This is a genomic window from Paraburkholderia diazotrophica (assembly GCF_038900755.1).
GTDB lineage: Bacteria > Pseudomonadota > Gammaproteobacteria > Burkholderiales > Burkholderiaceae > Paraburkholderia > Paraburkholderia diazotrophica_A.
The window spans coordinates 163,247-188,270 of record NZ_JBBPEN010000003.1 but is presented as its reverse complement, the minus strand read 5'-3'; the positions used below and the strand labels follow the sequence as shown (position 1 = coordinate 188,270).

At 61.3% G+C, this 25,024-nt stretch carries 25 protein-coding genes; 13 read left to right on the top strand and 12 right to left on the bottom strand.

What is annotated here, in order from left to right:
- Window positions 1-128 precede the first annotated feature (128 nt).
- On the top strand, window positions 129-431 hold the full coding sequence (locus AABE10_RS10825; protein ID WP_342933253.1) for a helix-turn-helix transcriptional regulator: 303 nt from the start codon (window positions 129-131) through the stop codon (window positions 429-431).
- Here AABE10_RS10825 and AABE10_RS10820 read toward each other — a convergent pair.
- Both AABE10_RS10820 and ribA read right to left on the bottom strand, forming a co-directional pair.
- The gene (locus AABE10_RS10820; RefSeq protein WP_342933252.1) at window positions 373-1,650 is read right to left on the bottom strand and encodes a tyrosine-type recombinase/integrase; all 1,278 of its coding nucleotides are present in this window, start codon (window positions 1,648-1,650) and stop codon (window positions 373-375) included. The genes AABE10_RS10825 and AABE10_RS10820 overlap by 59 nt on opposite strands.
- Before the next feature lie 221 nt (window positions 1,651-1,871).
- The gene (gene ribA, locus AABE10_RS10815; RefSeq protein WP_342933833.1) at window positions 1,872-2,513 is read right to left on the bottom strand and encodes a GTP cyclohydrolase II; all 642 of its coding nucleotides are present in this window, start codon (window positions 2,511-2,513) and stop codon (window positions 1,872-1,874) included.
- Window positions 2,514-2,913: 400 nt separating this feature from the next.
- Here ribA and AABE10_RS10810 point away from each other — a divergent pair, with 400 nt between their 5' ends.
- Window positions 2,914-3,348: a CBS domain-containing protein gene (locus AABE10_RS10810; protein WP_342933251.1), complete on the top strand. Its 435-nt coding sequence runs from the start codon at window positions 2,914-2,916 to the stop codon at window positions 3,346-3,348.
- A gap of 228 nt (window positions 3,349-3,576) precedes the next feature.
- Here the strand turns inward: AABE10_RS10810 and AABE10_RS10805 are convergent, their stop codons facing one another.
- Together AABE10_RS10805 and AABE10_RS10800 are read right to left on the bottom strand one after the other, a co-directional pair.
- On the bottom strand, window positions 3,577-3,906 hold the full coding sequence (locus AABE10_RS10805; RefSeq protein ID WP_342933250.1) for a DUF4148 domain-containing protein: 330 nt from the start codon (window positions 3,904-3,906) through the stop codon (window positions 3,577-3,579).
- A 295-nt stretch (window positions 3,907-4,201) separates the two neighbouring features.
- Window positions 4,202-4,819 (bottom strand): DNA-3-methyladenine glycosylase, encoded by a 618-nt coding sequence (locus tag AABE10_RS10800; RefSeq protein ID WP_342933249.1) that lies wholly within the window; start codon window positions 4,817-4,819, stop codon window positions 4,202-4,204.
- A gap of 405 nt (window positions 4,820-5,224) precedes the next feature.
- On the opposite strand from AABE10_RS10800, the gene AABE10_RS10795 reads away from it, so the two are divergent.
- Together AABE10_RS10795 and AABE10_RS10790 are read left to right on the top strand one after the other, a co-directional pair.
- Window positions 5,225-5,581: a BON domain-containing protein gene (locus AABE10_RS10795; protein WP_342933248.1), complete on the top strand. Its 357-nt coding sequence runs from the start codon at window positions 5,225-5,227 to the stop codon at window positions 5,579-5,581.
- A 226-nt stretch (window positions 5,582-5,807) separates the two neighbouring features.
- On the top strand, window positions 5,808-6,893 hold the full coding sequence (locus AABE10_RS10790; RefSeq protein WP_342933247.1) for an ionic transporter y4hA: 1,086 nt from the start codon (window positions 5,808-5,810) through the stop codon (window positions 6,891-6,893).
- A gap of 120 nt (window positions 6,894-7,013) precedes the next feature.
- Here the strand turns inward: AABE10_RS10790 and AABE10_RS10785 are convergent, their stop codons facing one another.
- Window positions 7,014-7,889, bottom strand: a complete 876-nt coding sequence (locus AABE10_RS10785; protein ID WP_342933246.1) for a LysR substrate-binding domain-containing protein — start codon at window positions 7,887-7,889, stop codon at window positions 7,014-7,016.
- 274 nt (window positions 7,890-8,163) lie between these two features.
- Here AABE10_RS10785 and AABE10_RS10780 point away from each other — a divergent pair, with 274 nt between their 5' ends.
- The 3 genes from AABE10_RS10780 to AABE10_RS10770 all read left to right on the top strand — a co-directional run bounded on the left by AABE10_RS10780 (window position 8,164) and on the right by AABE10_RS10770 (window position 10,446).
- On the top strand, window positions 8,164-8,973 hold the full coding sequence (locus tag AABE10_RS10780) for a transporter substrate-binding domain-containing protein (protein WP_342933245.1): 810 nt from the start codon (window positions 8,164-8,166) through the stop codon (window positions 8,971-8,973).
- Window positions 8,974-9,040: 67 nt separating this feature from the next.
- The gene (locus tag AABE10_RS10775) at window positions 9,041-9,793 is read left to right on the top strand and encodes an amino acid ABC transporter permease (RefSeq protein ID WP_342933244.1); all 753 of its coding nucleotides are present in this window, start codon (window positions 9,041-9,043) and stop codon (window positions 9,791-9,793) included.
- Complete coding sequence (locus AABE10_RS10770) at window positions 9,790-10,446, top strand: amino acid ABC transporter permease (protein WP_342933243.1); 657 nt, start codon at window positions 9,790-9,792, stop codon at window positions 10,444-10,446. The genes AABE10_RS10775 and AABE10_RS10770 overlap by 4 nt, the downstream gene beginning before the upstream one ends.
- A 59-nt stretch (window positions 10,447-10,505) precedes the next feature.
- Here the strand turns inward: AABE10_RS10770 and AABE10_RS10765 are convergent, their stop codons facing one another.
- From AABE10_RS10765 to AABE10_RS10755, 3 genes are read right to left on the bottom strand one after another with little or no spacing between them, the layout of a single operon-like run.
- On the bottom strand, window positions 10,506-11,774 hold the full coding sequence (locus tag AABE10_RS10765) for a cytochrome c (RefSeq protein WP_342933242.1): 1,269 nt from the start codon (window positions 11,772-11,774) through the stop codon (window positions 10,506-10,508).
- A gap of 13 nt (window positions 11,775-11,787) precedes the next feature.
- On the bottom strand, window positions 11,788-14,034 hold the full coding sequence (locus tag AABE10_RS10760) for a xanthine dehydrogenase family protein molybdopterin-binding subunit (RefSeq protein ID WP_342933241.1): 2,247 nt from the start codon (window positions 14,032-14,034) through the stop codon (window positions 11,788-11,790).
- 1 nt (window position 14,035) lies between these two features.
- Entirely contained in the window at window positions 14,036-14,491 is a 456-nt protein-coding gene (locus AABE10_RS10755) for a (2Fe-2S)-binding protein (RefSeq protein ID WP_342933240.1), read from the bottom strand.
- 290 nt (window positions 14,492-14,781) lie between these two features.
- Between AABE10_RS10755 and AABE10_RS10750 the strand changes: the two genes are divergently transcribed.
- Both AABE10_RS10750 and AABE10_RS10745 read left to right on the top strand, forming a co-directional pair.
- Window positions 14,782-15,180: a hypothetical protein gene (locus AABE10_RS10750; protein WP_342933239.1), complete on the top strand. Its 399-nt coding sequence runs from the start codon at window positions 14,782-14,784 to the stop codon at window positions 15,178-15,180.
- 70 nt (window positions 15,181-15,250) lie between these two features.
- Window positions 15,251-16,069 (top strand): alpha/beta hydrolase, encoded by an 819-nt coding sequence (locus tag AABE10_RS10745; RefSeq protein WP_342933238.1) that lies wholly within the window; start codon window positions 15,251-15,253, stop codon window positions 16,067-16,069.
- Between the two features lie 94 nt (window positions 16,070-16,163).
- Here the strand turns inward: AABE10_RS10745 and AABE10_RS10740 are convergent, their stop codons facing one another.
- Entirely contained in the window at window positions 16,164-17,108 is a 945-nt protein-coding gene (locus AABE10_RS10740; protein ID WP_342933237.1) for a peptidoglycan DD-metalloendopeptidase family protein, read from the bottom strand.
- Window positions 17,109-17,540: 432 nt separating this feature from the next.
- Between AABE10_RS10740 and AABE10_RS10735 the strand changes: the two genes are divergently transcribed.
- Complete coding sequence (locus AABE10_RS10735; RefSeq protein WP_342933236.1) at window positions 17,541-17,948, top strand: SRPBCC family protein; 408 nt, start codon at window positions 17,541-17,543, stop codon at window positions 17,946-17,948.
- Between the two features lie 16 nt (window positions 17,949-17,964).
- On the opposite strand, the gene AABE10_RS10730 is transcribed toward AABE10_RS10735, so the two are convergent.
- Window positions 17,965-18,720 (bottom strand): DeoR/GlpR family DNA-binding transcription regulator, encoded by a 756-nt coding sequence (locus AABE10_RS10730; RefSeq protein ID WP_342933235.1) that lies wholly within the window; start codon window positions 18,718-18,720, stop codon window positions 17,965-17,967.
- Between the two features lie 164 nt (window positions 18,721-18,884).
- Between AABE10_RS10730 and AABE10_RS10725 the strand changes: the two genes are divergently transcribed.
- Window positions 18,885-19,472 (top strand): NUDIX domain-containing protein, encoded by a 588-nt coding sequence (locus AABE10_RS10725; protein ID WP_342933234.1) that lies wholly within the window; start codon window positions 18,885-18,887, stop codon window positions 19,470-19,472.
- A gap of 112 nt (window positions 19,473-19,584) precedes the next feature.
- Here the strand turns inward: AABE10_RS10725 and AABE10_RS10720 are convergent, their stop codons facing one another.
- Window positions 19,585-20,736 carry a porin gene (locus AABE10_RS10720; RefSeq protein ID WP_342933233.1) on the bottom strand — a complete coding sequence of 384 codons (1,152 nt, stop codon included), beginning with the start codon at window positions 20,734-20,736 and terminating at the stop codon, window positions 19,585-19,587.
- Window positions 20,737-21,175: 439 nt separating this feature from the next.
- Here AABE10_RS10720 and AABE10_RS10715 point away from each other — a divergent pair, with 439 nt between their 5' ends.
- The gene (locus tag AABE10_RS10715) at window positions 21,176-22,177 is read left to right on the top strand and encodes a helix-turn-helix domain-containing protein (protein ID WP_342933232.1); all 1,002 of its coding nucleotides are present in this window, start codon (window positions 21,176-21,178) and stop codon (window positions 22,175-22,177) included.
- 55 nt (window positions 22,178-22,232) lie between these two features.
- Window positions 22,233-23,603: an undecaprenyl-phosphate glucose phosphotransferase gene (locus tag AABE10_RS10710; RefSeq protein WP_342933231.1), complete on the top strand. Its 1,371-nt coding sequence runs from the start codon at window positions 22,233-22,235 to the stop codon at window positions 23,601-23,603.
- A 66-nt stretch (window positions 23,604-23,669) separates the two neighbouring features.
- On the opposite strand, the gene AABE10_RS10705 is transcribed toward AABE10_RS10710, so the two are convergent.
- Window positions 23,670-24,959: an endo-1,3-alpha-glucanase family glycosylhydrolase gene (locus AABE10_RS10705; RefSeq protein ID WP_342933230.1), complete on the bottom strand. Its 1,290-nt coding sequence runs from the start codon at window positions 24,957-24,959 to the stop codon at window positions 23,670-23,672.
- Window positions 24,960-25,024 lie beyond the last annotated feature (65 nt).

Genomic DNA, 25,024 nt, shown 5'->3' with positions numbered 1-25,024 from the left:
TGGGATGCTTGTCGTTCGCTGCCCGATGCTTCGCGGGTGCAGAGCGTTCGGCATCGCGAGCCGTTCGAGCAAAACCCAATTACAAAACGTTGTTCATTGGTCAGCGCCCCCCAAGAGAGGATTGCAGCATGCCCGCACCGACCAGTATGAAACCGCTTTATCTCGATCTTCCTGCCGTTGCTGCCGCTGTCTCTCTTTCAGAGACGAGTGTGCAAAAGCTCGTTCGCGAAAACCAGTTTCCAAAGCCCCGAATGCTATCCGGTCGTCGCGTCGCCTGGCTCACGCGCGAGGTCGAAGCGTGGGCCGAGGAGCGGCCCGTATCCGATTTGCTCCCTCCTCCAAACACCGGTCACAATAATCGGCACCGCCGCACTACTTCCTCGAAGGATACGTCGCAGCGATCTCCTCGAGGCGATGCGACAATCGCGTAAGCCAATCCCGCCGCTCCCTATCGTAGGTGTGCCGGTTATAGATTCCAACGACGCCCGGCTGTACATGGCCGAGTACCGCCTCCCCGATTTCATTTGGACAACCGAGCGTTGCCAGAAGCGTTCGCGTCGTTCGCCGAAGATCGTGGGCCGACCAGTGCGTAACCGGCAGACGAGGTCGGTCGTGTTTCGGCGCAATCTTGCAATAAGGCTGGTGGTAGTAGACGCCGTGCTGAATCACAGTCTGGTTCATCGCTGTGCCGCGCGATGACGAAGGAAACAGGAACGTTCCCTTGGCCTGATCTAGCCGCCGACGCACAACGACTTCGGCACGACCGATGAGCGGCACTCGTAAGTCTGTTGCTCGCTCGTTATGAAGTCCCTTGGTTTTGTGCTTCGGGACGGTCCACCACAGGCCGTCAGCCTCCTCGGCAATTTCAGTTTCCTCCATGGCGACGATTTCGCCGCCCCTTGTGCCGGTCCAGAGGTAGAGCGTCAATGCGTCAGCAACGGTCAAGCTGAAGTTCGGTAACCACCGGATCAGCGTGCCAAGTTCATCTACCGAGAGGACGCGCTTCTGTGTCCCCGTATATTTCCCCTCGACCTTGCGCCCTTTGCTTTTCAAGCGCCCTCTCAGAACCTCCCGCCACCAGTTCGCAGTGTCCTCTGGAAGGCGGCCAGCATCGAGCGCGTAATGCCAGGCGCAACCAAGCTCCATGCGAAGCCGCGACGCGAGCATGGGCGTGGCCCGATACGATTCGAGGAAATCGAACGCCTGGGCGCGCGTGAGGGTCGCAGCGCGCATATCTGCGATCGGATCCAGCATCGCCTTGAAGATACGAGCGACCTCTATCGCCCCCTTCGCCTTGCGGTTCACCTCCACGTACCCTTCGAGATAGTCGCGACAGAGCTGCCTGACGGTGTAATCGTCCGGCGATGGACGGGCTGCCGCCCGCTCTTTCTTTCGACGCAGTGCGGAGAGCTCGGCTCCAGTGTCGCGCTCGACGCGGTTCGTTTCCCATGCAGCGATTGCTGCTGCAAATGCCATCGCTGGCCATTCGCCAAGTTTCACTTGACGCATTCGGCCGTCAACCGGTGACTTGTAGCGATACGTCCACGACTTCCGGCTCGTCGAAGCCTGCAGACGTAGTCCCGGAAACCCCTCAAAGGTCATGTGCTCGCCGCTCGGCAATCTAGCGGCGACGCGTGCATCAAAGCGCATAGTTCCCTCGGCGTAGGTTTTTTCGAGAGAAGGATACGCGGCGTAGGTTTTCTCGGCAACGGCGAAAAAACCTACGCCAGGACAGCAAGTTTAGGTGAGTGGAGACGAGCGTAGGCGCGGCAATGACGACATCGCAGATCGCAAGATTCTCTTTTTAATTCATTGACTTATCTACGATATCTGACGCGTTTGGACGATTCCAGCCGGTGCTGGATTTACGGCTATTCGTTCTCTTCGAAGTAGTGCCCAAACTTCACCTGTTTCGTGCGGATGTAGCGCTCGTTCTCTTCGCGCATCGGAATCGCCAGTGCGACCCGTTCGCACACGGGAATGCCGTGCTTCGACAGCGTATCGAACTTCTTCGGATTGTTGCTCATCAGGCGCACGGACGTCACCTTCAGCAGCCGCAGAATGGCGGCCGCCGAATCGTACTCGCGCGAGTCTTCAGGCAGGCCAAGATCGAGGTTGGCTTCGACGGTATCGCGGCCCTGCTCCTGCAATGCATATGCGCGAATCTTGTTAGACAGCCCGATGCCGCGTCCTTCGTGTCCGCGCAGATAGAGCAGCACGCCGCAACCTTCGGCTGCGATATAGCGCAGCGCGAGATCGAGTTGTTCGCCGCAGTCGCAGCGATACGAACCGAGCACGTCGCCCGTCAGACATTCCGAATGCAGGCGCGTGAGCACCGACTGCTTGTTCGCGACATCGCCCATCACAAGCGCGACGTGTTCCGCGCCCGAGTCGTTCACACGAAACACGTAGGACGTGAAGATGCCGTAGCGGGTTGGAAGCGTGGCTGTCGCGTCGAGCGCGACGCATTCGCCGGTGGTGGCGCCGTCTGCGTGCGACGGCTCGTGAGACATGGGCATGGCGTTAGCGGTATTGCGGACATGAACCCGTGAACGAACGGGGATGAAGACCGGGCTAAAAAAGAAACCGGGGAACAAAGTACAGAGCGGAGTTTACCGCTAAACGGTGAATTCTACCTGTCGCATGCTTCGCGATCGTGCGCGCGGGCGCTGCGACGCATTCGCCATTGCACGAAATGGAACGAACGACGCCGAACGAACAACGTACTCGTCCATCGCGTTGCCGTTTGCATGACATGCGTGCAGGTCCCCACGAAACCAGGCGAAGCGAGCGTCGCCGCAGCCGCTGTCGACGCCTATACTTGATCTGCGCTCGATCTGCGCTTGACGTGCCTCTCCTTCACACCCCAGCGCGCCGCGGCCGGGCGTGCTGCACTGCAAACGGAGCCGCTCCATGACTAGCGTTGCACAAGTACTCAAATCGAAGCCGAATCAAGACGTCTACACGATCGAGGCATCCGATTCCGTCTACAACGCCATCAAGCTGATGGCGGAAAAACAGATTGGTGCATTGATCGTCAAGGAGAACGGGTCGATCGCGGGGATCGTCACGGAACGAGACTATGCGCGCAAGATCGTACTGATGGACCGCTCGTCGAAGACGACGGCCGTGCGCGACATCATGAGCAGCGCCGTGCGCTTCGTCACGCTCGAGCAGACGACCGACCAATGCATGGCGCTGATGACCGAGCGCCGCATGCGACACCTGCCCGTATTGGAGGGCGACAACCTGATCGGCATGGTGTCGATCGGCGACCTCGTGAAGAACATCATCGCCGAGCAGCAGTTCACGATCCAGCAACTGGAGCACTACATTCACGGCGCGTAGAAGCGCTTTCGTCCGCTCGCTCGCGCCAACAAAAAAAGCCCAATCCGCGAGGTTGGGCAAAGCCACCTTGCGGCGGCGGAGGTTCAAGCTTTCGTCGACGGCGACGCGGCCGCAGGTCTCTAAACCCTGCGCCGCGCCGCCGTCACGATGTGTGTCATCCGCGCTTCATTGTTCTTCGAAAGCACGCATCGAGGGCCGCACACTTCACGGCCCCTGACGACACGACAATTAATTGCCGAAGTAGACGTTTTGCGTCGGGCTCAGTCGCTTCGCGGCGCCCGATTGCGACGAACCGCTGGTCGCCGGGCCATAACCCGTATCAGCGGTGGGCGCTTGCGCAACAGCGCCGTTCTGGGCCTGAACGCGTGCTTCGGCGGCCTGGATGTCGGCCGGATAGGTCGGATCCGAAGCCGTTGCGGGGTTATAGCCTGCCTTCTCCAGCTGGATCAGTTCTGAGCGAACCTGCGCGCGGGTAACGGGCTGGTTCGACTGCGCGAACGAAACGACAGGAGCGGCGAGAACAGCAGCAATGGCGACAGCCTTGATCAGCGATTTCATGGTAACTACCTCCGATGGTTGTTTTATCAGCCGCTTCACACGGGGTGTGTGAAGCCAGTAAGTTCAGTGTAGCCACCGGCGAACCGAGGGAAAACCCCTATATCGGAGATACTTAATTGCGCTGAGTGCAAAAGTTCTGGGATCTTGCGAGCCGCGTGTCGATTCAAGGGACGGAGTGCCGCAATAATGACGGGCCACATCGGCACATGCCCAGAAATGTGGCGAGCGTGACGGGTGCCACATGGCGCGGCATACGGAACGTCGACGGGGGCTTAAAGAAACGCGGCACCGCGCATCATCCCGCTGACAGCAGCTTTCGCGGCCCGCTGACGAACGCGCTGCCCGGCTCGTAAAAGCGCAACAGACGATGCGTCTCGCGGGCAATGCCGATGCGCGTCGTCACCGCGAATGGCACGGGCTTTTCGTCAAGCGCGCCGAGCCACAAGCCGCGCCCCGTGCAGAGGTCGGCGCCGTCAAGAGTCAGATCGATGCCCAGCGCGAGCGCAAGCCTGCCGGGCCCGCGCGCGAGATCGCGCAGCTTCGCATCCGGCCGGCGCGCCTGCATCCATTCGATGCCTTCGACGGGCTCCAGCGCGCGGATCAGCACGGCCGCCCCCGTCCCCTCGCGCTCGCTGACCACGTTGATCACGTTGTAGATGCCGTACGTGAGGCGCACATACGCGTGCCCGCGCTCGAGGAACATCGAGCCGTTGTACGCGCGCCGCCCGGGAAACGCGTGATTGGTCGAATCGCCGACGGGATACGCCTCCGTCTCGACGATGCGTCCTGCCACGCGCCCTTCGCGCAGATCGTGGACCAGGTATTTACCCAGCATGAAGCGCGCAAGGTCAACCGTATCGACGGGTAGATCGTTGCGACGAAGAGGAACGATAGGAAGCGTTGTCGTAACCATGCGGGGATTCGCCGGTGGCACACGGGTCGGGCGGGTCGGTCGCCTGGGCCACGCAGTTTGCAGCATGATGACGCGCCGCCCGTATCCATGCACGATGCACGCAATCCGGCACGGATGCCGTCGACGCGGCGCCCATCCGTTGTACCGATGCCTCATCCCGGAGAACCCATCTCTTCACCATGGAACCAATTGAGGTATCGTTACTGTCCGGCCAGCCGCATCGGTGTTCCGGCCTGCCCTCCAGATCGGCAGCCACCCGATGCCTATCCAACCAGCAGCATCTTTCCAGCCGTTTTCATCGCGAAGTACCGAAGTGGTAGTGCAGTGGTATCACGTAGGACGGCCCGCTTGCCGGGTGCGTTCACGCGCGACACCGTCGCAAATCATGACAACAGGAGAAAGTGTATGAAGGCGATTCAGGCAATCAAGTTGGTAGGTGGCGCGCTCGTCGTTCTGGCGTCGATCAACGCCTATGCTCAGGCAAGCGATGCCGACATGACCAACCAGCCCAGCGCGAAGCAGACCGCGAAGGCAGCGAAATCGGCTGACCGCGCGCTGGCGAAGAAGGTGCGCGCTGCGCTGTCGAAGAGCAAGGACATCAGCGTCTCCAACATCACGGTTCGCGCGAGGAGCGGCGCGGTGACGCTGCAGGGCTCGGTGCCGGAGCAGCCGCAAGTCGACAAGGCGACACAGGTTGCGCAGAACGTGGCCGGCGTGACATCGGTGAAGAACGCGCTGACGATCCGCCCTGTCGGGCAATAAGGTTCAACGCAAGGCTTCCGGGGCTCGCGACGCGGGCGCCCGGATCATGCACGACACACCGCTCTTCACCGCGAGGAGCGGTGTTTTTCTTTGCGCGATGCGCATCGCGACCGGACCTGTCATACGGGCGGCGAGCCGAACTGCTTTAATTTCGGGTACTCACGGCTGGTGACGCTGCGCATCCGCGCCCAGGTCGTCCGAACAAAACAAACGGACTGAAACGCACATGGCATCGACATCATCCGTACTGCCCCGCTGGACGATCGCGGCCCCTCTGCTCGCGTGGATCGTGCTCGGCGGCGCCTATGCGCTGCCCGGCAACGGGCCGATGGCGGCGCTCGCGGCCATTGCGCTCGGGGGCTCCGTGTTCGCGGGCGTGCATCACGCGGAAGTGGTCGCCCATCGCATCGGCGAGCCGTTCGGCACGCTCGTGCTCGCCATCGCCGTGACGGTGATCGAGGTCGCGCTGATCGTGTCGGTGATGCTGTCGGCCGGCCCCGAGAAAGCGGAACTCGCGCGCGATACCGTGTTTGCCGCCGTGATGCTCGTGTGCAACGGCATCGTCGGGGTCTGCCTGCTGTTCGGCGGATTGCGCCATCGCGAGCAGGGCTTCCAGATTCGCGGCGCGAGTGCGGCGCTGGCCGTGCTCGCGTCGTTATCGGGTCTGTCGCTCGTGATGCCCAATTACATCAGCGTCAATCTCGGACCCGCGCTCACCGCCTCGCAGCTTGCGTTCGCGGGGGCGTCCTCGCTGGTTCTGTACGGCGTATTCGTGTTCGTGCAGACGGTGCGCCACCGCGACTACTTTCTCGCCGACGACGCCGGCGACGAAAACGCGCACGCCGCGCCGCCCAGCGCGCGCATAGCGTTGACGAGCAGCGTATTGCTGATGGTGTGCCTCGTCGCCGTCGTACTGCTCGCGAAAGTGCTGTCGCCCGTCGTCGAGCGCGCGGTGCTCAAAGCGGGCGCGCCCATCGCCGTGGTCGGCATCGTGATCGCGGCGCTCGTGCTGCTGCCCGAAGGGCTTGCCGCCGTGCGCGCGGCACGGGCCAACCGTTTGCAGACGAGCCTGAATCTCGCGCTCGGCTCGGCGCTCGCGAGCATCGGGCTGACGATTCCGACCGTCGCGCTCGTGTTCATCTGGATGAGCCGTCCGCTCACGCTCGGCATTACCGGCAGGGACACCGTGCTGCTCGCGCTGACGCTTCTGATCAGCACGCTCACGCTCGGCACGGGACGCACGACGATCCTTCAGGGCGCCGTGCACCTGTCGCTGCTGGCCGCCTATCTGTTTCTGTCTTTCGTGCCTTGATTTTCCTGGCCTGATTTTCCTGGCCTGATTTTCCTGGCCTGATTTTCGTGCCCTGATGCATCCTGGCATCGCGAACGCGTAATCACTGCGTTCGCGACACGCAAGCAGGCAGGCCGTCGCTCAGCCCGCCCAGTGCCGGTCGATCCAGTCGCGAAACAGGTTGACCTTCTGCTGATGCGCGACGCTGTCCGGATACACGAAGTAGTAGCGCGCGCCCGTCGTGAGCACGGCATCGAACGGACGCACCAGACGCTGCGCGCCCACGTCTTCCTCGATTAGCGCGAGATCGCTGATCGCGACGCCGAAGCCTTGCAGCGCGGCGTTGGTGGCGAGATCGAGCGTATCGAAGCTCGGGCCGTGATCCGCGTCGACATCGCGCGCGTCCACGTATTCAAGCCACATCTTCCAGTCGCGATGATCGCGCGTCGGATGCAGCAGCGTGTGGCGCGCGAGATCGGCGGCGCTCGCAAGCGGCTTGTCCTGCAACAGCTGCGGCGCGCACACGGGCGTCAGCCGCTCTTCGAAGAGCGGCACCGATTGCACGTCCGCGCCCGCCGACGTGCCGTAGACAATCGCTGCATCGAATGGCTCGACCTGAAAGTCGACATCGTGCTGCCACGTCGTCGTGATCTGCACGTGCAGATCGGGATACTCGGCCTGGAACTGCATGATCTTGGGCAGCATCCAGCGCATCACGCAGGTCGGCACCTTCAGCGCGAGATCGGTGCGCTGGCGCGTGAGGCGCAGCGATATTTCTTCGATGCGCGCAAAGCTCTCCTTGACAGCGGGCAGCAGCAACTCGCCTTCCGCCGTCAGCGTCAGGCCTTTCGCGTGGCGCTTGAAGAGCGGGAACCGGTAGTAGTCCTCGAGCGCGAGAATCTGGCGGCTCACGGCGCCCTGCGTGAGACACAGGTGCTCGGCCGCGCGCGTGAAGCTGCGATGGCGCGCCACTGTCTCGAAGATCTGCAAGGCGTTCAGGGGCGGAAGTCGTCGCATGGGCGTGGATCGCATCAGTAAAAATCATCGGGCGCGGCGCTTCGACTCGAAGCTCGTTTCCGATCATGCCCAAGCATACGCGATCCAATATTCCCCGCGGACCGTTCGTCATGCGCGGCGCTCATGCAGCATCGGCCTCGGGACAACCCGTACGGCATGAGCGCACGTCATGGCGCCCATGCGCAGATTTCGATTGTTCGCGGATTTTGGCAAACCTAGAGTGATCCTCACCCGTAGTCCCTGCAACGCCAACCTTCAACGAAAGGATGCTCCGATGACCCTCGCCGCCCTCTCCCGCCGCCGCCTCTCCCGCGCGTTCGCGGCCTTTGCCTTGACGGGCGCCGCGCTGTCCGCGTTCGCCCCGCTCGCGCATGCGGATGCGCTCGACACGATCGCGAAGGCGGGCGTGGTGCGCGTCGGCGTGTTCGAGGACTATCCGCCGTTCGGCTCGATCGGCCCCGACATGAAGCCGCAAGGCTATGACATCGACGTCGCAAACCTGATCGGCAAGTCGCTCGGCGTGAAGGTGGAGCTGGTGCCCGTGACGGGCGACAACCGCATGGCCTATCTCGCCGACCACAAGGCGGACATGCTGCTGTCCGTCGGCCAGACGCCCGAGCGCGAAAAGGTGATCGATTTCTCGCAGCCCTACGCGCCTTACTACCTCGCCGTGTTCGGGCCGAAGTCGCTGAAGGTGAAGGACGCGAACGATCTCGCGGGCAAGAGCATTTCGGTCGCGCGCGGCACGCTGGAGGACCTGAGCGTGACGAAGATCGCACCGCCGTCGGCGAACATCAAGCGCTTCGACGATCCGAACGGCGCTATTTCTGCATTTCTTTCTGGTCAGGTACAGTTGATGGTCGTCGGCAACGATGTGGGCGCGACAATACTCGCGCGCCATCCCGCCAACGATCCCGAGCAGAAGTTCTCGCTGTTCAGTTCGCCCGATCACGTCGGCTTGAACAAGAACGAGCCGCGCCTGCTGAAGAAAGTCGACGAAACCATCGCGCGCGCCCGCAAGGACGGCACGATGAACGCGATCTCGCAGAAGTGGCTGCGCGCGCCGCTGCCGGAGAATCTCTGAGTCCCTTGCGCTGCAGTTCTTGCGTTGAATCCCTCTTGATCGCCGATGTCACGATGAGCCGCATACGATGAGTTACACGTTCGATTTCAGCAGCTTCGACATGTATGCGGGCATGCTCGTGCGTGGCGTCGGCGTGACGCTCGGGCTCACGGCCGTCTCGACGGTGCTGGGCGGCGTCGTCGGCATTGCGGGCGCGGCGGCGGCGTCCGGTCCGAAATGGGCGCGCGCGCTGATCGCGACGTATGTCGAGCTGATCCGCAACACGCCGTTTCTCGTACAGCTCTTCTTCGTGTTCTTCGGGCTGCCGAGCCTCGGCATTCACATCGACGAAATCGAAGCCGCGATACTCGCGATGACCGTCAATCTTGGTGCGTACGCAATCGAAATCGTGCGCGCCGGCATCGAGTCGATTCCGCACGGACAGGTTCAGGCCGCGCAAGCGCTCGGCCTTGAGAAGCGCCAGGTGTTTCGCCATGTCGTGCTGCCGCAGGCGGTCGCCAACGTGTTTCCCGCGTTGCTGAGCCAGGTGCTGATCGTGATGCTCGGCTCGGCCGTGGTGTCGCAAATCTCGGTGCCCGATCTGACCTACGCGGCGAACTACATCCAGTCGCGCAACTTCCGCTCGTTCGAGGCGTACGTGATCATCACCGCGACGTATCTGGTGCTGTCGATCGTCTTGCGTCAACTGCTGAACCGGCTCGGCAAGGGACTCTTCGCTGGACGCGCGGCCCGCTCCACGGATGCGCCGCGCGGCCTCTTTCGCCACCTCCTCGCATGGCGCGGCGCGCGCCCGGCGCCGTCGACGGAGCGCTCGTCATGATCGAATTCACGCTATGGGACATCGCGCGCAATCTGCTGCTCGCCGCGCGCTGGACGGTGCTGCTGTCGCTGATCGCGTTCGTCGGCGGCGGCATCGTGGGGCTGTTGCTGCTCGCGATGCGCGTGTCGCCGCTGCCGTGGCTGCGGCGCATCGTCGTGCTGTATGTCGAGCTGTTCCAGGGCACGCCGTTGCTGATGCAGCTCTTTCTCGCGTTCTTCGGCTTGCCTTTGCTCGGCGTGGACGTATCGCCGTGGGTCGCCGCGACCGTCACGCTGACGCTCTACACGAGCGCCTATCTCGCGGACATCTGGCGCGGCTGCGTCGAAGCAGTGCCGCGCGGACAATGGGCCGCGGGCGCAAGCCTGGGCATGACGTTCGGCCAGCAGTTGCGCTATATCGTGTGGCCACAGGCGTTGAAGATTGCCGTCGCGCCGACGGTCGGCTTTCTCGTGCAAGTGGTCAAGAGCACGGCGCTCACGTCGATCATCGGCTTCATCGAACTCACGAAGACGGGCACGATGATCACCAACGCGGCGTTCCGGCCGTTTCCGATCTATGGAATGGTCGCGCTGCTGTACTTCGCGATGTGCTTTCCGTTGACGTGGTATGCGCGGGTGCTGGAACGCAAGCAGAAGGTCGGGCAGCATCGCTGACGCTTTTTCACAGCGAAGGCGCCTGCTATGAAAACGCGAGCGCCTTCGCAGACAAACGCTTATCGTGCAGCCTGCGTCGCCTTCCTCAACTTTGCGACGTCGGCCGCGACGACAGCGGGCGCACCGTTGTTCCATCCCGCGCGAACGAAAGTCAGCACATCGGCGATCTGCTGATCGTTCAGCACGTTCGCGTATTTCGGCATCGGATACGGCGCGGGAATGCCGCCGACCACGAGGTCTTCGGTGCCGTTCAGCGTCACGTTGATCAGCGACGTCGCGTCTTTTTCCAGCACGTTCGGATTGCCCGCAAGCGGCGCGAGCATCGGCGCGAACGCGCGTCCATCGACGCCATGACAATGCATGCAGTACGCGGTATAGACGCGCGCGCCCGCATCGTTGGCCGGCCGCGTCAGCGACACCTTCGTCGCCTTCGCATCGTAGGCGTACGCGGGACCGCCCGAGCCGCCCGCCCCGGGCAACGACTTCAGATAGCGCGCCATCGCGGCGACATCGGTATCCGTCATCGCTTGCGTGCTGTTGTTGATCACGCTCGTCATCGCGCCGAATGCGGACGCATGCTGATTCGCGCCCGTCTTCAGGAACTGCGCGACGTCCGCGTCGGACCAGCGGCCCAGACCCGTGTTGTGCTCGCCCGTCAGATTCGACGCGAACCAGTTTTCGAGCACGCCGCCCGTCAGATACGCGTTGCTGCTTTCGTCGAGCGCCTTCTCCTCGAACGCGATGCCGCGTGGCGTGTGACACGAGCCGCAATGCCCGAGGCCCTGAATCAGATACGCGCCGCGATTCCACGCGACGTCCTTGTCCGGCTTGTTCTGATACACGCCCTCGTCGAGAAAAACCAGGTTCCACAGCTTCAGCGGCCAGCGCATGTTGAGCGGCCATTTGATATCGGACTCGCGATTCGCCTGCTTCACGGGCGCGACGCCGTTCATGAAGTACGCGTAGAGCGCATGCATGTCGTCGTCGTTGACCTTTGCGTACGACGGATACGGCATCGCCGGATACAGATTGTGGCCATCCTTCGCAACGCCTTCGCGCATCGCGCGTTTAAAGTCGTCCTCGCTGTACCGGCCGATGCCCGTGTCCGGATCGGGCGTGATGTTGGTCGAGTAGATCGCGCCCATCGGCGTCGTCATCTGCAGACCGCCCGCGAACGGCTTGCCGTGCGGCGCCGAATGGCACGCGATGCAATCGCCCGCCTTCGCCAGATATTCGCCGCGTTTGACGAGGGTGTCGTCGGCGGCGTGGGTGATGGCGGGCAGCGCGAGCACGGCTGCTGTGACGAATGCCTTCCATGTCGTTTTCATCGCCGGCCTCCGTTCATGCAGTCATCAACTGATTGCCGACGGGCAACCGTCGCAGCCGCTTGCCCGTCGCCGCACAGATCGCATTCGCGATCGCAGGAATGACCGCGGCCGTCCCCGGTTCGCCGATGCCGCCCGGCGCTTCGCTGCTCTTCACGATATGCACGTCGATCGGCGGGGTTTCGTTGATGCGCAGCATCCGATAGTCGGTGAAATTGCTCTGCTGCACGCGGCCGCGATCGATCGTGATCTCGCTGTAGAGCGTCGCCGTAATCGCGAAGATCACGCCGCCCTGGATCTGCGCTTCGACGGTGTTCGGATTGACGACCATTCCGCAATCGACGGCACACACGACGCGATTCACCCTGACGTCGCCCTGCTCGACGGTCACATCGGCGACCATCGACAGATAGCTGCCGAACGCATGCATCACCGATACGCCGCGCCCCTGGCCCTTCGGCAGCGCGCCGCCATAGCCGGCCGCCTGCGTCGCGACGTTCAGCACGTTGAGCGCGCGCGGCGACTTGCCGAGCAGATCGCGCCGGTATTTGACGGGGTCGACCTTTGCTTGCGCCGCGAGTTCGTCAATGAAGCTCTCGACGACCCACGTGCCGCGTGTCGGCCCCACGCCGCGCCAGAAGGCCGTAGGAATGTCGCGCGGCTCCTGGCGCACGTAATCGACGAGCTGGTTCGGCAGGTCGTATGGCAGGTCGGCGGCCACTTCGACGGCATCGGGATCGACGCCGTTCTTCACGGCGGGCGGCGCAAAGCGCGCGAGAATCGACGAGCCGACGATGCGATGCTGCCACGCAATCGGCTTGCCGTTCGCGTCGAGCCCGGCCGAAATCCTGTCGTAGTAGTACGGCCGATACATGTCGTGCTGGATGTCCTCCTCGCGCGTCCACGTCACCTTGACGGGCACGTTCAGCTGCTTGCCGACTTTCACCGCCTGCGTGACCATGTCGGCTTCGAGCCGCCGTCCGAAGCCGCCGCCAAGCAGATGGTTGTGCACGACGATTTTTTCCGGCGGCAGCCCCGTCACCTTCGCGCCCGCATCGCGCGCTCGCGTCGGCACCTGCGTGCCGACCCAAATGTCGCAGCCGTCGGGCTTCACGTGGACCGTGCAGTTGATCGGCTCCATCGTCGCGTGCGCGAGAAACGGCTGCTGATACACGGCATCGACGCGCGTCTTCGCCTGCGAGAACGCGTTGTTCACGTCGCCCTCTTTACGCGCGACGGCGCCAGCGCGCTGCGATGCTTTCGCGAGATCGTCGACGATCGTCTGCGTCGATACCGACGCGCCCGCGCCCTCGTTCCATATGATCTTCAACGCCGCCGCGCCGCGTTTCGCGGCCCACGTGTGATCGCCGATCACGGCGACGCCGTTGTCGATCTTCACGATCTGACGCACGCCGGGAATCTTCTTCGCGGCCGTCTCGTCGACGCTCGCGACCGTCCCGCCGAACACCGGGCAATTGACGATCGCCGCGTACACCATGTCAGGCAGACGCACATCGAGACCGAACATCGCGCTGCCGTCCACTTTCTCCGGCGAATCGAGACGCTTTGCCTGCGTACCGATCAGCTTGAAGTCCTTCGGGTCTTTCAGCGTCACGTTCTGCGGCACGGGCAGTTTCGCGGCGGCATCGGCGAGTTGCCCATAGCCGATGCTGCGCTTGCTCGCCGTGTGAACCACCTGGCCGTTCTCCGCATGACACGACGCCGGGTCCACCTGCCACTGTTGCGCGGCGGCATTGATCAGCAGCACGCGTGTCGTCGCGCCCGCGCGGCGCATCGGTTCCCACGCATAGCGGATCGACGTCGAGCCGCCCGTCAGCTGCCCGCCGAGCAGCGGATCGGTGAAGAGCTTTTCATTGGGCGGCGCATGATCGATCGTCACGCTGTCGAGCGGCACTTCGAGCTCTTCCGCAATCAGCATCGGGATCGACGTGTACACGCCCTGTCCCATTTCGACCTTCGGGACGATCAGCGTGACCTTGCCCGCCGTGTCGATCTGCACGAAGGCGTTCGGTGCGAGCACGCCGGTTTGCGGCGTCTCGACGCCATCGCCGCCGATCACCGACTTGCGCGCATCCTTCTGGCCGCCCTGACTTTGCGCCGGCACGCTGAAGCCGAGCAGCAAACCGCCACCCGCCATCGCGGCGACGCTTGCACTGAACTTCAGAAACGCGCGGCGCGTGACGGGCGAATGGTCGTCGTCGCGCGGCTTGCCGTTTTGCGCATCGAGCAATCCTTGCGACATGTCACGCCTCCTTCGCGGCCTGCTTCACGGCCGCGCGAATGCGGTTGTACGTGCCGCAGCGGCAGATGTTGCCCGCCATGGCGGCGTCGATGTCGGCGTCGCTCGGACTGGGGTTTTGCGCGAGCAGCGACGCCGCCTGCATCACCTGTCCCGACTGGCAGTAGCCGCATTGCACGACGTCGAGGTGCCGCCATGCCGCCTGGACTTTCTTGCCCGCAGGCGTATCGCCGACGGCTTCGATCGTCGTGATCTTCTTCTCGCCGACAGCCGCGATGGGCAGCACGCACGAACGCACGGCCACGCCGTCCAGATGCACGGTGCACGCGCCGCACTGCGCAATGCCGCAGCCGAACTTCGTTCCCGTGAGGCCGATGATGTCGCGCAACACCCAGAGCACGGGCATGTCGGGCGGCGCGTCGATGGTATGAGGCTGGCCGTTGATGTTCAGCGTTGTCATGTGCATTCCGTAAGTGGGTGCTGTTTATCCGCCGACGCCCAACAAAATGGAATCGATCCTCGCACTTTGTCAGCCATGGCGTGCTAATCGTGCAATGCGCGCGGATGCACACAGCGTGCATCGACCCATTGCGCATGCAATCAAAAACTGGGGCCAACCGATTGTAGTGGCACGTTAAAAAACGTGCGTGCAGACTGCCTGCCCGCCGATGCGATCGCTCGATACCGATTGCACGCGTGTCCGATGTCGCGTGTAATAGCCGTGCAAGCTCTCGCCCCTGGAGTCGAACGATGAACGACCAACGCGCCATTCAGTTTCTTGCGGACATTCGCAAGCCGCTGCTCGTACTGCACAAAGCGATACTCGATTACGAGCGCGCGTCGTATGAAAAGGAGTTCGGGCCGGTCACGCCCGCAGCGTTTTTGCAGGTGTTGATCAACGGATCGGGCTTCCGCTGGCTGACGCCGTTATCGACGGTGATCGCGAATGTCGATGAGATTCTCGACAACGATGAAGCGACTTCCGCTGAACGCATCGCGGCTGTGGAGTCGACGGTGGGCCTTTTCTCCGACGACGTGCCGGGCAATCTGTTTCTGCCGCGCTATCGGCAGATCTTGCAGAACAGCCCCGAGATACTTCATGCGCACGGACAGGTCGCGCCGATACTGAAGTCGGTCGAAGCGCCTTGATCCGTCGTTATTCATCGTCATCCATCGACATGAATCGCCATCGCGGTTCGCGAAACGGAGTTCAACACCGATGAAGCAATGGACGCTCGATCAGACATTCACGTACAGAGATCAGGCCGTTCGCTATCGGACTTTCGGCGACGGCCCGCCGGTCGTTCTGATTCATGGCACGCCGTTTTCGTCGTGGGTATGGCATCGGATCGCGCCGCATCTCGCGCATGAGCGCAAGGTGTATGTCTACGATCTGCCCGGCTATGGACAGTCGGAAATGCGCGAAGGCCAGGACGTGTCGCTCGGCGTGCAGAACGGCGTGCTTGCCGCGCTGCTCGCGCATTGGAAGCTGGATGCGCCCGATGTCGTCGCGCATGATTTCGGCGGCGCGACGGCGCTGCGCGCGCATCTGATCGATGGCTGCGAATATCGAAGCCTGACGCTGATCGACCCGGTTGCCGTCGCGCCCTGGGGATCGCCGTTCGTGAGGCACGTGCGCGATCACGCGGCGGCGTTCGCTGGACTGCCCGCGTACATTCATGCGGCAATCGTCGATGCGTATATTCGCGGCGCGGTCGCTCAAACGATTTCCGATGAGACACTCGCGCCCTATGTCGAGCCTTGGCTCGGGGACATCGGGCAGCCGGCGTTTTATCGTCAGATCGCGCAGATGGATCGGCGCTACACAGATGAAGTCGAATCGCGCTATCCGCAGATGCGCTGCCGCACGCAGATTCTGTGGGGCGAAGACGATCAATGGATTCCCATCGAGCGCGGGCGGCATCTGGCGAGTCTCGTGCCCGGCGCGCGTTTTCAGGCCGTGCCGAACGCCGGACATCTGATGCAGGAAGACGCGCCCGAAGCGATCGTCGCCGCCGTGATGCGCTGGATCGGCTGAGCAACGGGCGCAAACGTAGGCAAGGCTGCGGCGAACCGCGTTCGTTAGAGCCTTCGTCACGCCGGTATTCCGTGCATGCGTTGAAACGGCTCGATCAGCTGCGTTGATGCGGCAGAAAAGGCATCGGGTCGATTGGCTTGCCGTCGTGGCGCAACTCGAACAGCACGGAGACGCGCGAATTATTCTCGCTGCCCATCTCGGCGATCTGCTGTCCCTTGCGCACGATGTCGCCCGTCTTCACGAGCAATTTGCGATTGTGCGCGTAGGCCGTCAGAAAGTCCTTGTTGTGCTGGACGATGATGAGGCTGCCGTACTCGTTGAGCCCCGTGCCCGCGTACATCACCTTGCCGTCCGCTGCGGCGCGGATCGGGTCGCCAGGCTTGCCGCCGATTTCGATGCCGCGCGTCTCGCCGGGCTGGAACGCCTCGACGACGCTGCCCTGCGCCGGCCACATCAGCGAAACGCCCTCCGCATGACGCGACACTTCGGCGTTCACTTCGCGCGCTTCGGCGGCGCTGGGCGCGGGCGCGGCGGCCGGAGCCGTCGTGCTCGGTGTGTTGTTGTACGAGCCAGTGCCGCCATTCGAATCGCCGCCGGTTGCGCTGCTGACCGTCGCGCCCGATGCATTGCCGGCGTTCGCGCTCGGCGTCGATCCGTTTGAAGTCGAAGAAGATGTCACCGGCACCGCGACCATCTTGACGGCATCCGGCGACGACACCTTCAGCGACTGACCGGCGCGCAAGCGCGCATGCGGCTTCAGATGATTCCACGCGACGATCTGCGCGACCGTCACGTTGTGGCCGCGCGCAATGCGGGCAAGCGAATCGCCGCGCCGCACCTTGTACATGACGGGCGGCACGGGCTGCGCGACCATCTGCGTCGCAGGTTGCGCGGGTGTTGAATTTGCGGCTGTCCGGTTGCTCGCGGTGTCATTGTTGTTCGCATTCTGCTCGCCGACGTGCGCGCAGGCACCCAGCATCACGGCGAGTGCAAGACTCGCGAAACTGGCCCACGTCTTGTCGAGTCCACTCATCGACATCTGCTCTCCGCATTGTTCGTTAAAGACCGGATGCGCGCTTCTGCCTGTCCAACACGTGTCGACGGACACTTGCGAACGGTGGCGCAGCATGCCGCCTTGTTGCGGCTGCAACCTTCCGGCGCTGTGCCGGAACAGCCGATGCCCTGCCGGAGCCGCGTCAAATGTGACGCGATCTTCCGTCAAAAGGGCCAGATTAACCGTCTAAAATGAATCCGCATTGTAGAGTGCGTGCGCTCGAAAAACGGGCGGCCCGAACACTCTGATACAAATGAAATGTTTAACGGCGGGTTTTTTGTTTGCCCCGCGCTGCGACGCCCGACGCGCGGGCATCCAGGCATGTAGGCAACCGCTCAATCTCATATCGGCATGACGCGCGCGAAACTTGAGACGCGCGGCGTTGCCCCCGCCGTTGCCCTCTATGGAGACGAACCCATGACAGGCCCTGTCGAATCGAAAACGATCAGCGTGTCGATCGCGCGCGAGTGGCGCGAAGTCTACGCATTCATGGAGCACCCGCTGTCGTTCGCGCAGTGGGCATCGGGGCTCAGCAAGCCGTTGCGCGGCGAAGGCGCGCAGTGGAGCTTCGAAAGCGCGGACGGCCACCCGGTCGCCGTGCGCTTCACGCCGCGCAATCCGTATGGCGTGCTCGATCACTATGTGACGACCGAAAACGGTGACGAGATTTACGTGCCGATGCGCGTCATCGCAAACGGCGACGGCGCCGAAGTGCTCTTGACGCTGCTGCACACGGCGGACATGAGCGACGCGCGATTCGCCGCCGACGCGCAATGGGTCGAGCGCGATCTCGCCGCGCTGAAGCGGTTTCTCGAGAAGCGCTAGCGCAAGTCGAATCGCTTCATGCTCGTACGATGGTCACGCCGAGCGCATCGAAGGGCGCGGTCGCTTCGCGAGGCGTGGCCTTCTCGACGACGATCGTGCTGGCCGCGTCGATGTCTGCGATCTTGTAGGCGGACGCCGCATTCAGCTTCTCCGACGACGCCAGCACCACCGTCTCCGCTGCGTGCGCAGCAAGCGCGCGCTTGATGTACGCCTCTTCCAGATCGCCCGTGCTAAGCCCCGCCTCGGGGTGAACGCCCGTCACGCCCATGAAGTAGAGATCGGCGCGAATGTGGCTGAGCGCTTCGATGGCAGCCGCGCCCACCGTCACCATCGAATGACGGAAGAGCCGCCCGCCAATCAGCACGACTTCGAGCGCTTCGTGTTCCGCCAGTTCGACCGCGATGCTCGGACTGTGCGTGACGATTGTCGCGCGCAGATCGATCGGGAGATGGCGAGCCAACTGGATCGCCGTCGTGCCGCCGTCGACGATTGCAATCTGTCCAGGCGCGATCATCTGCGCGGCGGCCCGTCCGATCGCCGCCTTCGCTTCCGAGCCGATCGACCGGCGCTTCGCGAGGTCCGCAACGGCCGGTGACGACGGCAACGCACCGCCGTGGACGCGCTGCAACCTGCCTTCGGCCGCAAGCTCGCGCAGATCGCGCCGCACCGTGTCTTCCGATACGCCGAACGATTCGCTCAGCGGCTTTGCCAGCACCTGGCCGTCGCGCTTAAGCGCATCGAGGATCAATTTCTTGCGTTGAGAGGTCAGCATCCGGTTTGCCTGATGGGCAGTTCGTCCTGGGGTCTGCGGATATGCACGATTTTTCTTGATTTTGCACGAATCTGCACGATACCATGATTCGACCGCGCGGTGCATCGTGCCGCGTCCCTGGGAATCGCCACCCGCGATCCGGGCCTTCGAGACAAGGAGTGCGCATGAACGAGACCGCTGAACGCGTGCGTATCGTCAACGTGCAAGTGCTGTCCGACGACTGGTACGTGCTGAAGAAGACCACCTTCGACTATCGGCGCGCCGACGGCAGCTGGCAGCGGCAGAACCGGGAGACCTACGACCGCGGCAACGGCGCGACGCTTCTTCTCTACGATCCGCGGCGCAGAACCGTCGTGCTCACGCGCCAGTTCCGCTTCCCCGCGTTCGTCAACGGCCATGACGGAATGTTGATCGAGACGCCTGGCGGGTTGCTCGAGGAAGCGTCGCCGGAAGAACGGATTCGCGCCGAGGTCGAAGAGGAAACGGGCTATCGCGTGCAATTGGTGCGCAAGATCTTCGAGGCGTTCATGAGTCCTGGCTCGGTGACGGAGCGGGTCTTTTTCTTTGTCGCCGAATACGATGCGCTTGCGCGCGTGGGCCGAGGCGGAGGAGTCGTCGACGAGGGCGAAGACATCGAAGTGCTCGAATTGCCCCTCGACGATGCGCTAGCGATGGTTGCGCAAGGCAAAATCATGGACGGCAAGACCATCATGCTGCTGCAGTATGCGGCCTTGCATCTGTTCCGGGAGTGAGTTTGCGCGCTCGCAATCCCGACACCATGAAAAAACCCGCCGCCCTTCGAATGAAGCGCGGCGGGCAATGCGTGGAAATCTCACGACACGAATGTCGCTTGCTACATGACGTTTAGAACTTGTGGCGGATCGCTGCGCGGACCGCAAACTGGTTCGATGTCGACGACGGAGCCTGCGTGCCCAGGATGAATGCGTTGTCCATGATGGAGTTCGTCTTGTCGCCCGCGACCTTCTGGTACATGCCCTGCACGTAGAAGTCCGTGCGCTTCGAAACGTTGTAGTCCGCCATCAGGCCGACCGAGTGGACCTTCGGCTTCACACCGCCCGTCGAGGCGTCATAGTTCTCCATCGTGTATACGTATTCGCCGCCAACGAAGAACGCCGGCGTGATCTGATACTTCGCGTTCAGTTCGAAGTTCTGGAACTTCAGCGTGTTCAGCGTCGCGCCCGGCGCGATGATCGCAGCCGGGTCGGCCAGATAGCCGTTGCCTGTCGGGTTCTTGTAGTTAGAGTTCGTGTACGCGAAGCCGACCGTCGCCGAGCCGAACGTGTAGTTGATGCCCGCGCCGAACACGCGCATGCGTTCCGCGAGGAAGCTCGCGTCGTTGGTCGCGATCGCGCCGCCCGTCGTCGCGCCCGCGTTGTTCGCCTGCAGATACGCGGCGGCGATCAGCAGACCGCCCGTCGTGTATTGCGCGCCGACGCTGTACTGACGGTCGTTGGCGAAGTTCGTATCGTTGCTGAAGCTGTACGTGCCGCCAAACTGGAAGCCCGCGATGTCGGGGCTCGCGTACTTGATCGTGTTGTTGACGCGGAACGAGTTGTCCGTGTTGTCGTTGTCGAACGGATGCGAGAACAGATAGCCGGACCAGTTGCCATTCGACGTCGTTTGCGCCAGGTAATCGACGACGGAATCGTATTGACGGCCGAACGTGACGGTACCGAACCTGTCGTTCGACAGACCGACGTACGCCTGACGGCCAAACATGCGGCCGCCTTGGCCGAGTCGACCGCTATTCAGGTCAAAACCGTTTTCCAGCTGGAAGATAGCCTTGTTGCCGCCACCCAGGTCTTCCGCGCCTTTCATGCCCCAACGGCTGCCTTGCGCGTAGCCGCTTTGCAGCTCGACTACGCTGTTACCGCCGACGTTGTTCGTATAGTCGATGCCCTCGTCGATCACGCCATATAACGTGACGCTGCTTTGTGCAAAGACGGGAGCGGTGAATGCAGCGGCGGCAACCAGTGCGATGACCTGCTTTTTCATTGAATGATCTCCGTTTGTTGTTTGAGGTTTTTGTCATTTCGCCATACTAAATATATAGAAAGCTTTCTGACGCTTTACATGCATGCGTTTATGACCCAAATCGCATGCAGCGGACAAGATGCTGCCCGAGCCAATCCGTGCAGTCCAGTTGAAGCACTCACAGGTGTGAGATTCGTTGTGAAATGCCCACGAACGGTGCGTCAATTCGTGCGATTGAGTGCGTCTTTCAGACTATTTCTAAAAAGACGCGACCCAGTTCGTTAAAACATTTCTTCTCAGAGATAGTCGCCAGGTGAATCGGAATTGTCTGATTTGAGGTGTCGAATCGTCTTTGTATTCTTTGCGCCTCTATGCGGTGCTCGTTGAACCGCTCGTCGAACCTCGCTTCACCCCTCTCCACCATGCGCCACGGCACCGTCACAAAGCAGGGAATGCATTGATGAAGATGACTCATTGTCCTGATTCATACACTTCACGTTATGCTGTGACCGATCCCGGTTTTAGTCGCCGCGTACACCCTATTGGAATCCTTGTATTCGACGGGTTCTCAATATTGCCTGTTGCGGAAGTCGTTGACGTCTTCGATAAAACGAATCAAGTTCTCGCGGCCGCACGCCGCGACGCGCCTAGCTATCGCACTGCCTTTGTTTCCCACCGCGGCGGTTGTATATCAAGCACGGGGCACATCGACGTTTTGACACAACCGGTCAAACTTTTGGGTAAAGCGCGAGCACTCTTCATCGCGGGCGGTGAATCGGTCCTCGACGTCGCTCAGGATACGCAATCCTATGGATGGCTCCACGACGCGACAGTTGAAGCAGACGAGATCTTCGCAATTGGTAACGGCGGCGCGTTGCTGTCCGCGATGGGAGCCTCAAGTCGCTCATTTTCGGCAGAACAATCGACAGCTAGCAACTTGCGCGGTGTGGTTTCCAACGGACTGGCTATCCCGCCGGAACACATGCTCCGCTTCGGAATCCGTCAAGCACTCGAAATAATCCGCCGGGACTTCGGCATTGCCATTCTGCGTCGTGTTCTCGATTCGCTGCCCGATAAGGATCGACCGGAGTTTGAGTTAATCGCAAGCAATAACGACAAATCGATCAAACAAAAGATTCATGAAAGCGCGCAGTGGATCACGCGCAATTGCAATAAATCGATTTCCGTTACGGTTGCCGCACAAACGGCTGGCATGAGCGACCGCTCATACTTGCGACACTTTCGCGCGGAAATGGGCGTTAAACCTTCTGAGCATCTCCGTCGTTCGCGCGTCGAGTTGGCAGCCGCGATGCTGGAATCAAGTGATTTGCCCGTCGACAAGATTGCGCGGCGATGCGGACTGACAAGCGGGGAATGCCTTGCGAGATTGTTCCGTCAGGTTTGGCATATCTCACCGACGGAATATCGGATCCGGCTGCGCTCTGCTTGCGCAAGGATCTGAGCCTTTATATCGGGAAAAATCTGCATATTCTGAATGTCATCGACGGATACAAGTGATGCTGACACCTATTTCAAAAGCCATCGACTGTCTCTGTATCACTGGGGCCGCTTATATTTCTCAAAGCATCGTCTTTCACGATAGTTCTAAGTTTTCAAATATCGACGGCCTGATTAGATCGCTTGGTCTATTGCTACCATTCATCACGTTTCGCCTGACTAGGGTTTATCAACCATTTCGCTGCGATTCTGCGTTCAGCAGCGTGATGCGCGCGCCGCTCGCCTGGCTATTCGCCCAAGTGATTCTGGCTGCGCTATTACGGTTTTATCCAAGTGGCGAATTTCAGACGCAATGGCTGCTGTGGTGGACTGTAATTGGAGCATGTGCGCTGATTGCCGGGCGATGCATGGTCCGCGCATTGCCTTCGCTGCTTCGTGCGCGGCAATTCACACCGACTCGTGTCGCAATCGTGGCGCCGTCCAGTGCAAACGGAGATCTGCTCGCACGAATTGTCCAGCACACACAAAATGTATTCGTTCCAGAGGTGATTTTCGCGCCTTCCCTTTCGGGTGACACAACCATAGATCACATACCGGTTCTTCGTGAAATGCGGGCATTCAAGCAGTTCATGCAGACACGAAAGCTTAGGGAAATCTGGATCGTCAATTCATCACTCGACCCAACTTTTGTCGAACGCCTGCTGGAAGAATTTCATGATTCATTCGTCAATATCCGCATGTTTCCCATGTCGGATGGAAGCGCATCCACGGGTCCGTTGATCGGCGACTACCGTGGCGTTCCAGTCCTGAATGTCATGGCTACGCCCGAACGCGCATGGGATGTTTTGCAGAAGGAGATATTCGATCGCGTGTTCGCGTTGTGCGTTCTGATCGGACTTTCTCCTGTTCTTCTCGTAGTTGCGGTTGCGGTGAAATTGTCTTCACCGGGGCCGGTTTTATTTAGACAGTACCGTATGGGGATGAATGGCCATCCCTTTTCAATCTATAAATTTCGCTCGATGTTTCAAGGAGCCGATCAGCCGGGTTCTGTCGTTCAGGCGTGCAAGGGGGATGCACGGGTCACGAAAGTCGGACGCTTCTTGCGAAATACGAGCCTGGACGAACTGCCACAATTCTTGAATGTGCTAAAAGGTGAAATGTCGGTCGTTGGACCACGCCCTCATGCGGTTGAACACGACGAGTACTACAAGAAACTTGTGCAGCACTATATGTTCCGCTACCGGACCAAACCGGGAGTCACTGGCTGGGCGCAAATCAACGGATATCGTGGCGAGACAGCGGAGATCAAAAAGATGGAAGCAAGAGTCAAATTTGACCTCTACTACATCCAACATTGGACGTTCTGGTGGGATATGAAGATTATCGCGTTGACTATCGCCAAGGGATTCATGGGTCATGGCGCCTATTAGTATCGGTTTCGATGGCACATCGCGAGCATCGATGTGCACGCGGCGTCGACGCCCGTCGCGTTGCTCCTAGTCCAGACCCGATGATCCGCTGAAATAGTTGAACGCACCGCTGAAGTCCATTGTGCAGATACGTTCCTCGCCCTTTTTGTCGGCGATCGTTACTCCGTTACGAATCAACGTGAAGCGCGGCACGCCGGGAATAGAAGGCACGGCGACTTCACTGACACCCGCAGGCAAAGCGTGCATCGTTTGCGCGCTGCCTTGTATGATTGTAAGAATCGCGGGTTCCGTCAGAAACGTCGTCACATGTATTTGAGCGGTTAGAGGCGTACTTGATCGCGGCGCGGCCGCAACGCCCGACAATATGCCGATGCCCGTCGTTGTTTTCGCATCCATCGGATGCAGCCGATAAAAGTAGTAGAACTTGTCCTGATCAATTGCTGGTGCAGCGCCGCGCTTGAACCAATCGATGAAATAGCGGCTTGCTTCAAGATACGCACAGTGGGTCAACAAGGCACCGAAACGCGGATGATAGACCTGCGCGCGCGTCTTGCTGCCGATCGGCGCAACGTATGTCGATTCGGCCCAGTCGTTCCACGTGACGATCTGCACCCAATCGACATTTGCGTGAATTGCGGCGAGCCATTCCGTCGCCATGCCTAAGAAACCGTTGGTTTCGAACGCACGATAGTTCGTGCCGCTCGCGAGGCCACGGTAGTAAGGCGTGATAGGCGCCATGAACAGCTTGCCGGCCGATTTCAACGCAGGGGCAAGGTGTTCAACGGAACGCGCCAGCGAATCCGGCGCACCGGCTGCGCCGAAATAAAAATACCCTTGCGCGGCGTGGCAGCGATCCGTAACCTCTTTTGCCACCGCGTCAGTAATTTCCTCTTCGCCGGTTGAAGGTGCGAAATGCGGCACGAAGTACGCGCCCAGCAATTTCGCTTGCGCGATCAGCGCTTCGCAACGAGCGAGGTCCTTGCCTCCCAACAAATATGATGAGACCACTGGTTTTCCGGCGACCGTCAATTGCGCCGGAAGCCGCCCCGTGGTATGCACGATGTCGTCGAGTTCGTCCTGCGCCTTTCCATCCGCGGACACGAACAGTTTGAATCCATTGCCGAATTGTGCAGCAGCGCGATACATCGTCAGCACGCGAGCGCGATAGGACGGCTCGCTGCGGCACCAGCCGCCGCAGTTCAGCGCGAACCCGTCTATGCCATGATGCTGTGCGTCGCGAAACTCTGCAATGTAATCGTCGATACCTGCATTCGCGCCGCCGCGCGGCCACGCGACCATGTAGTGTGCAAATACCTGCCTGCCAGTTACATGCGCGGCGAACACACGCTTAGCCATCCACGCCGGCGGCGCACTCAAGCTTCCCAGAAGGAGTGTTCTGCGTTTCATTTCCGCGGGCTTTC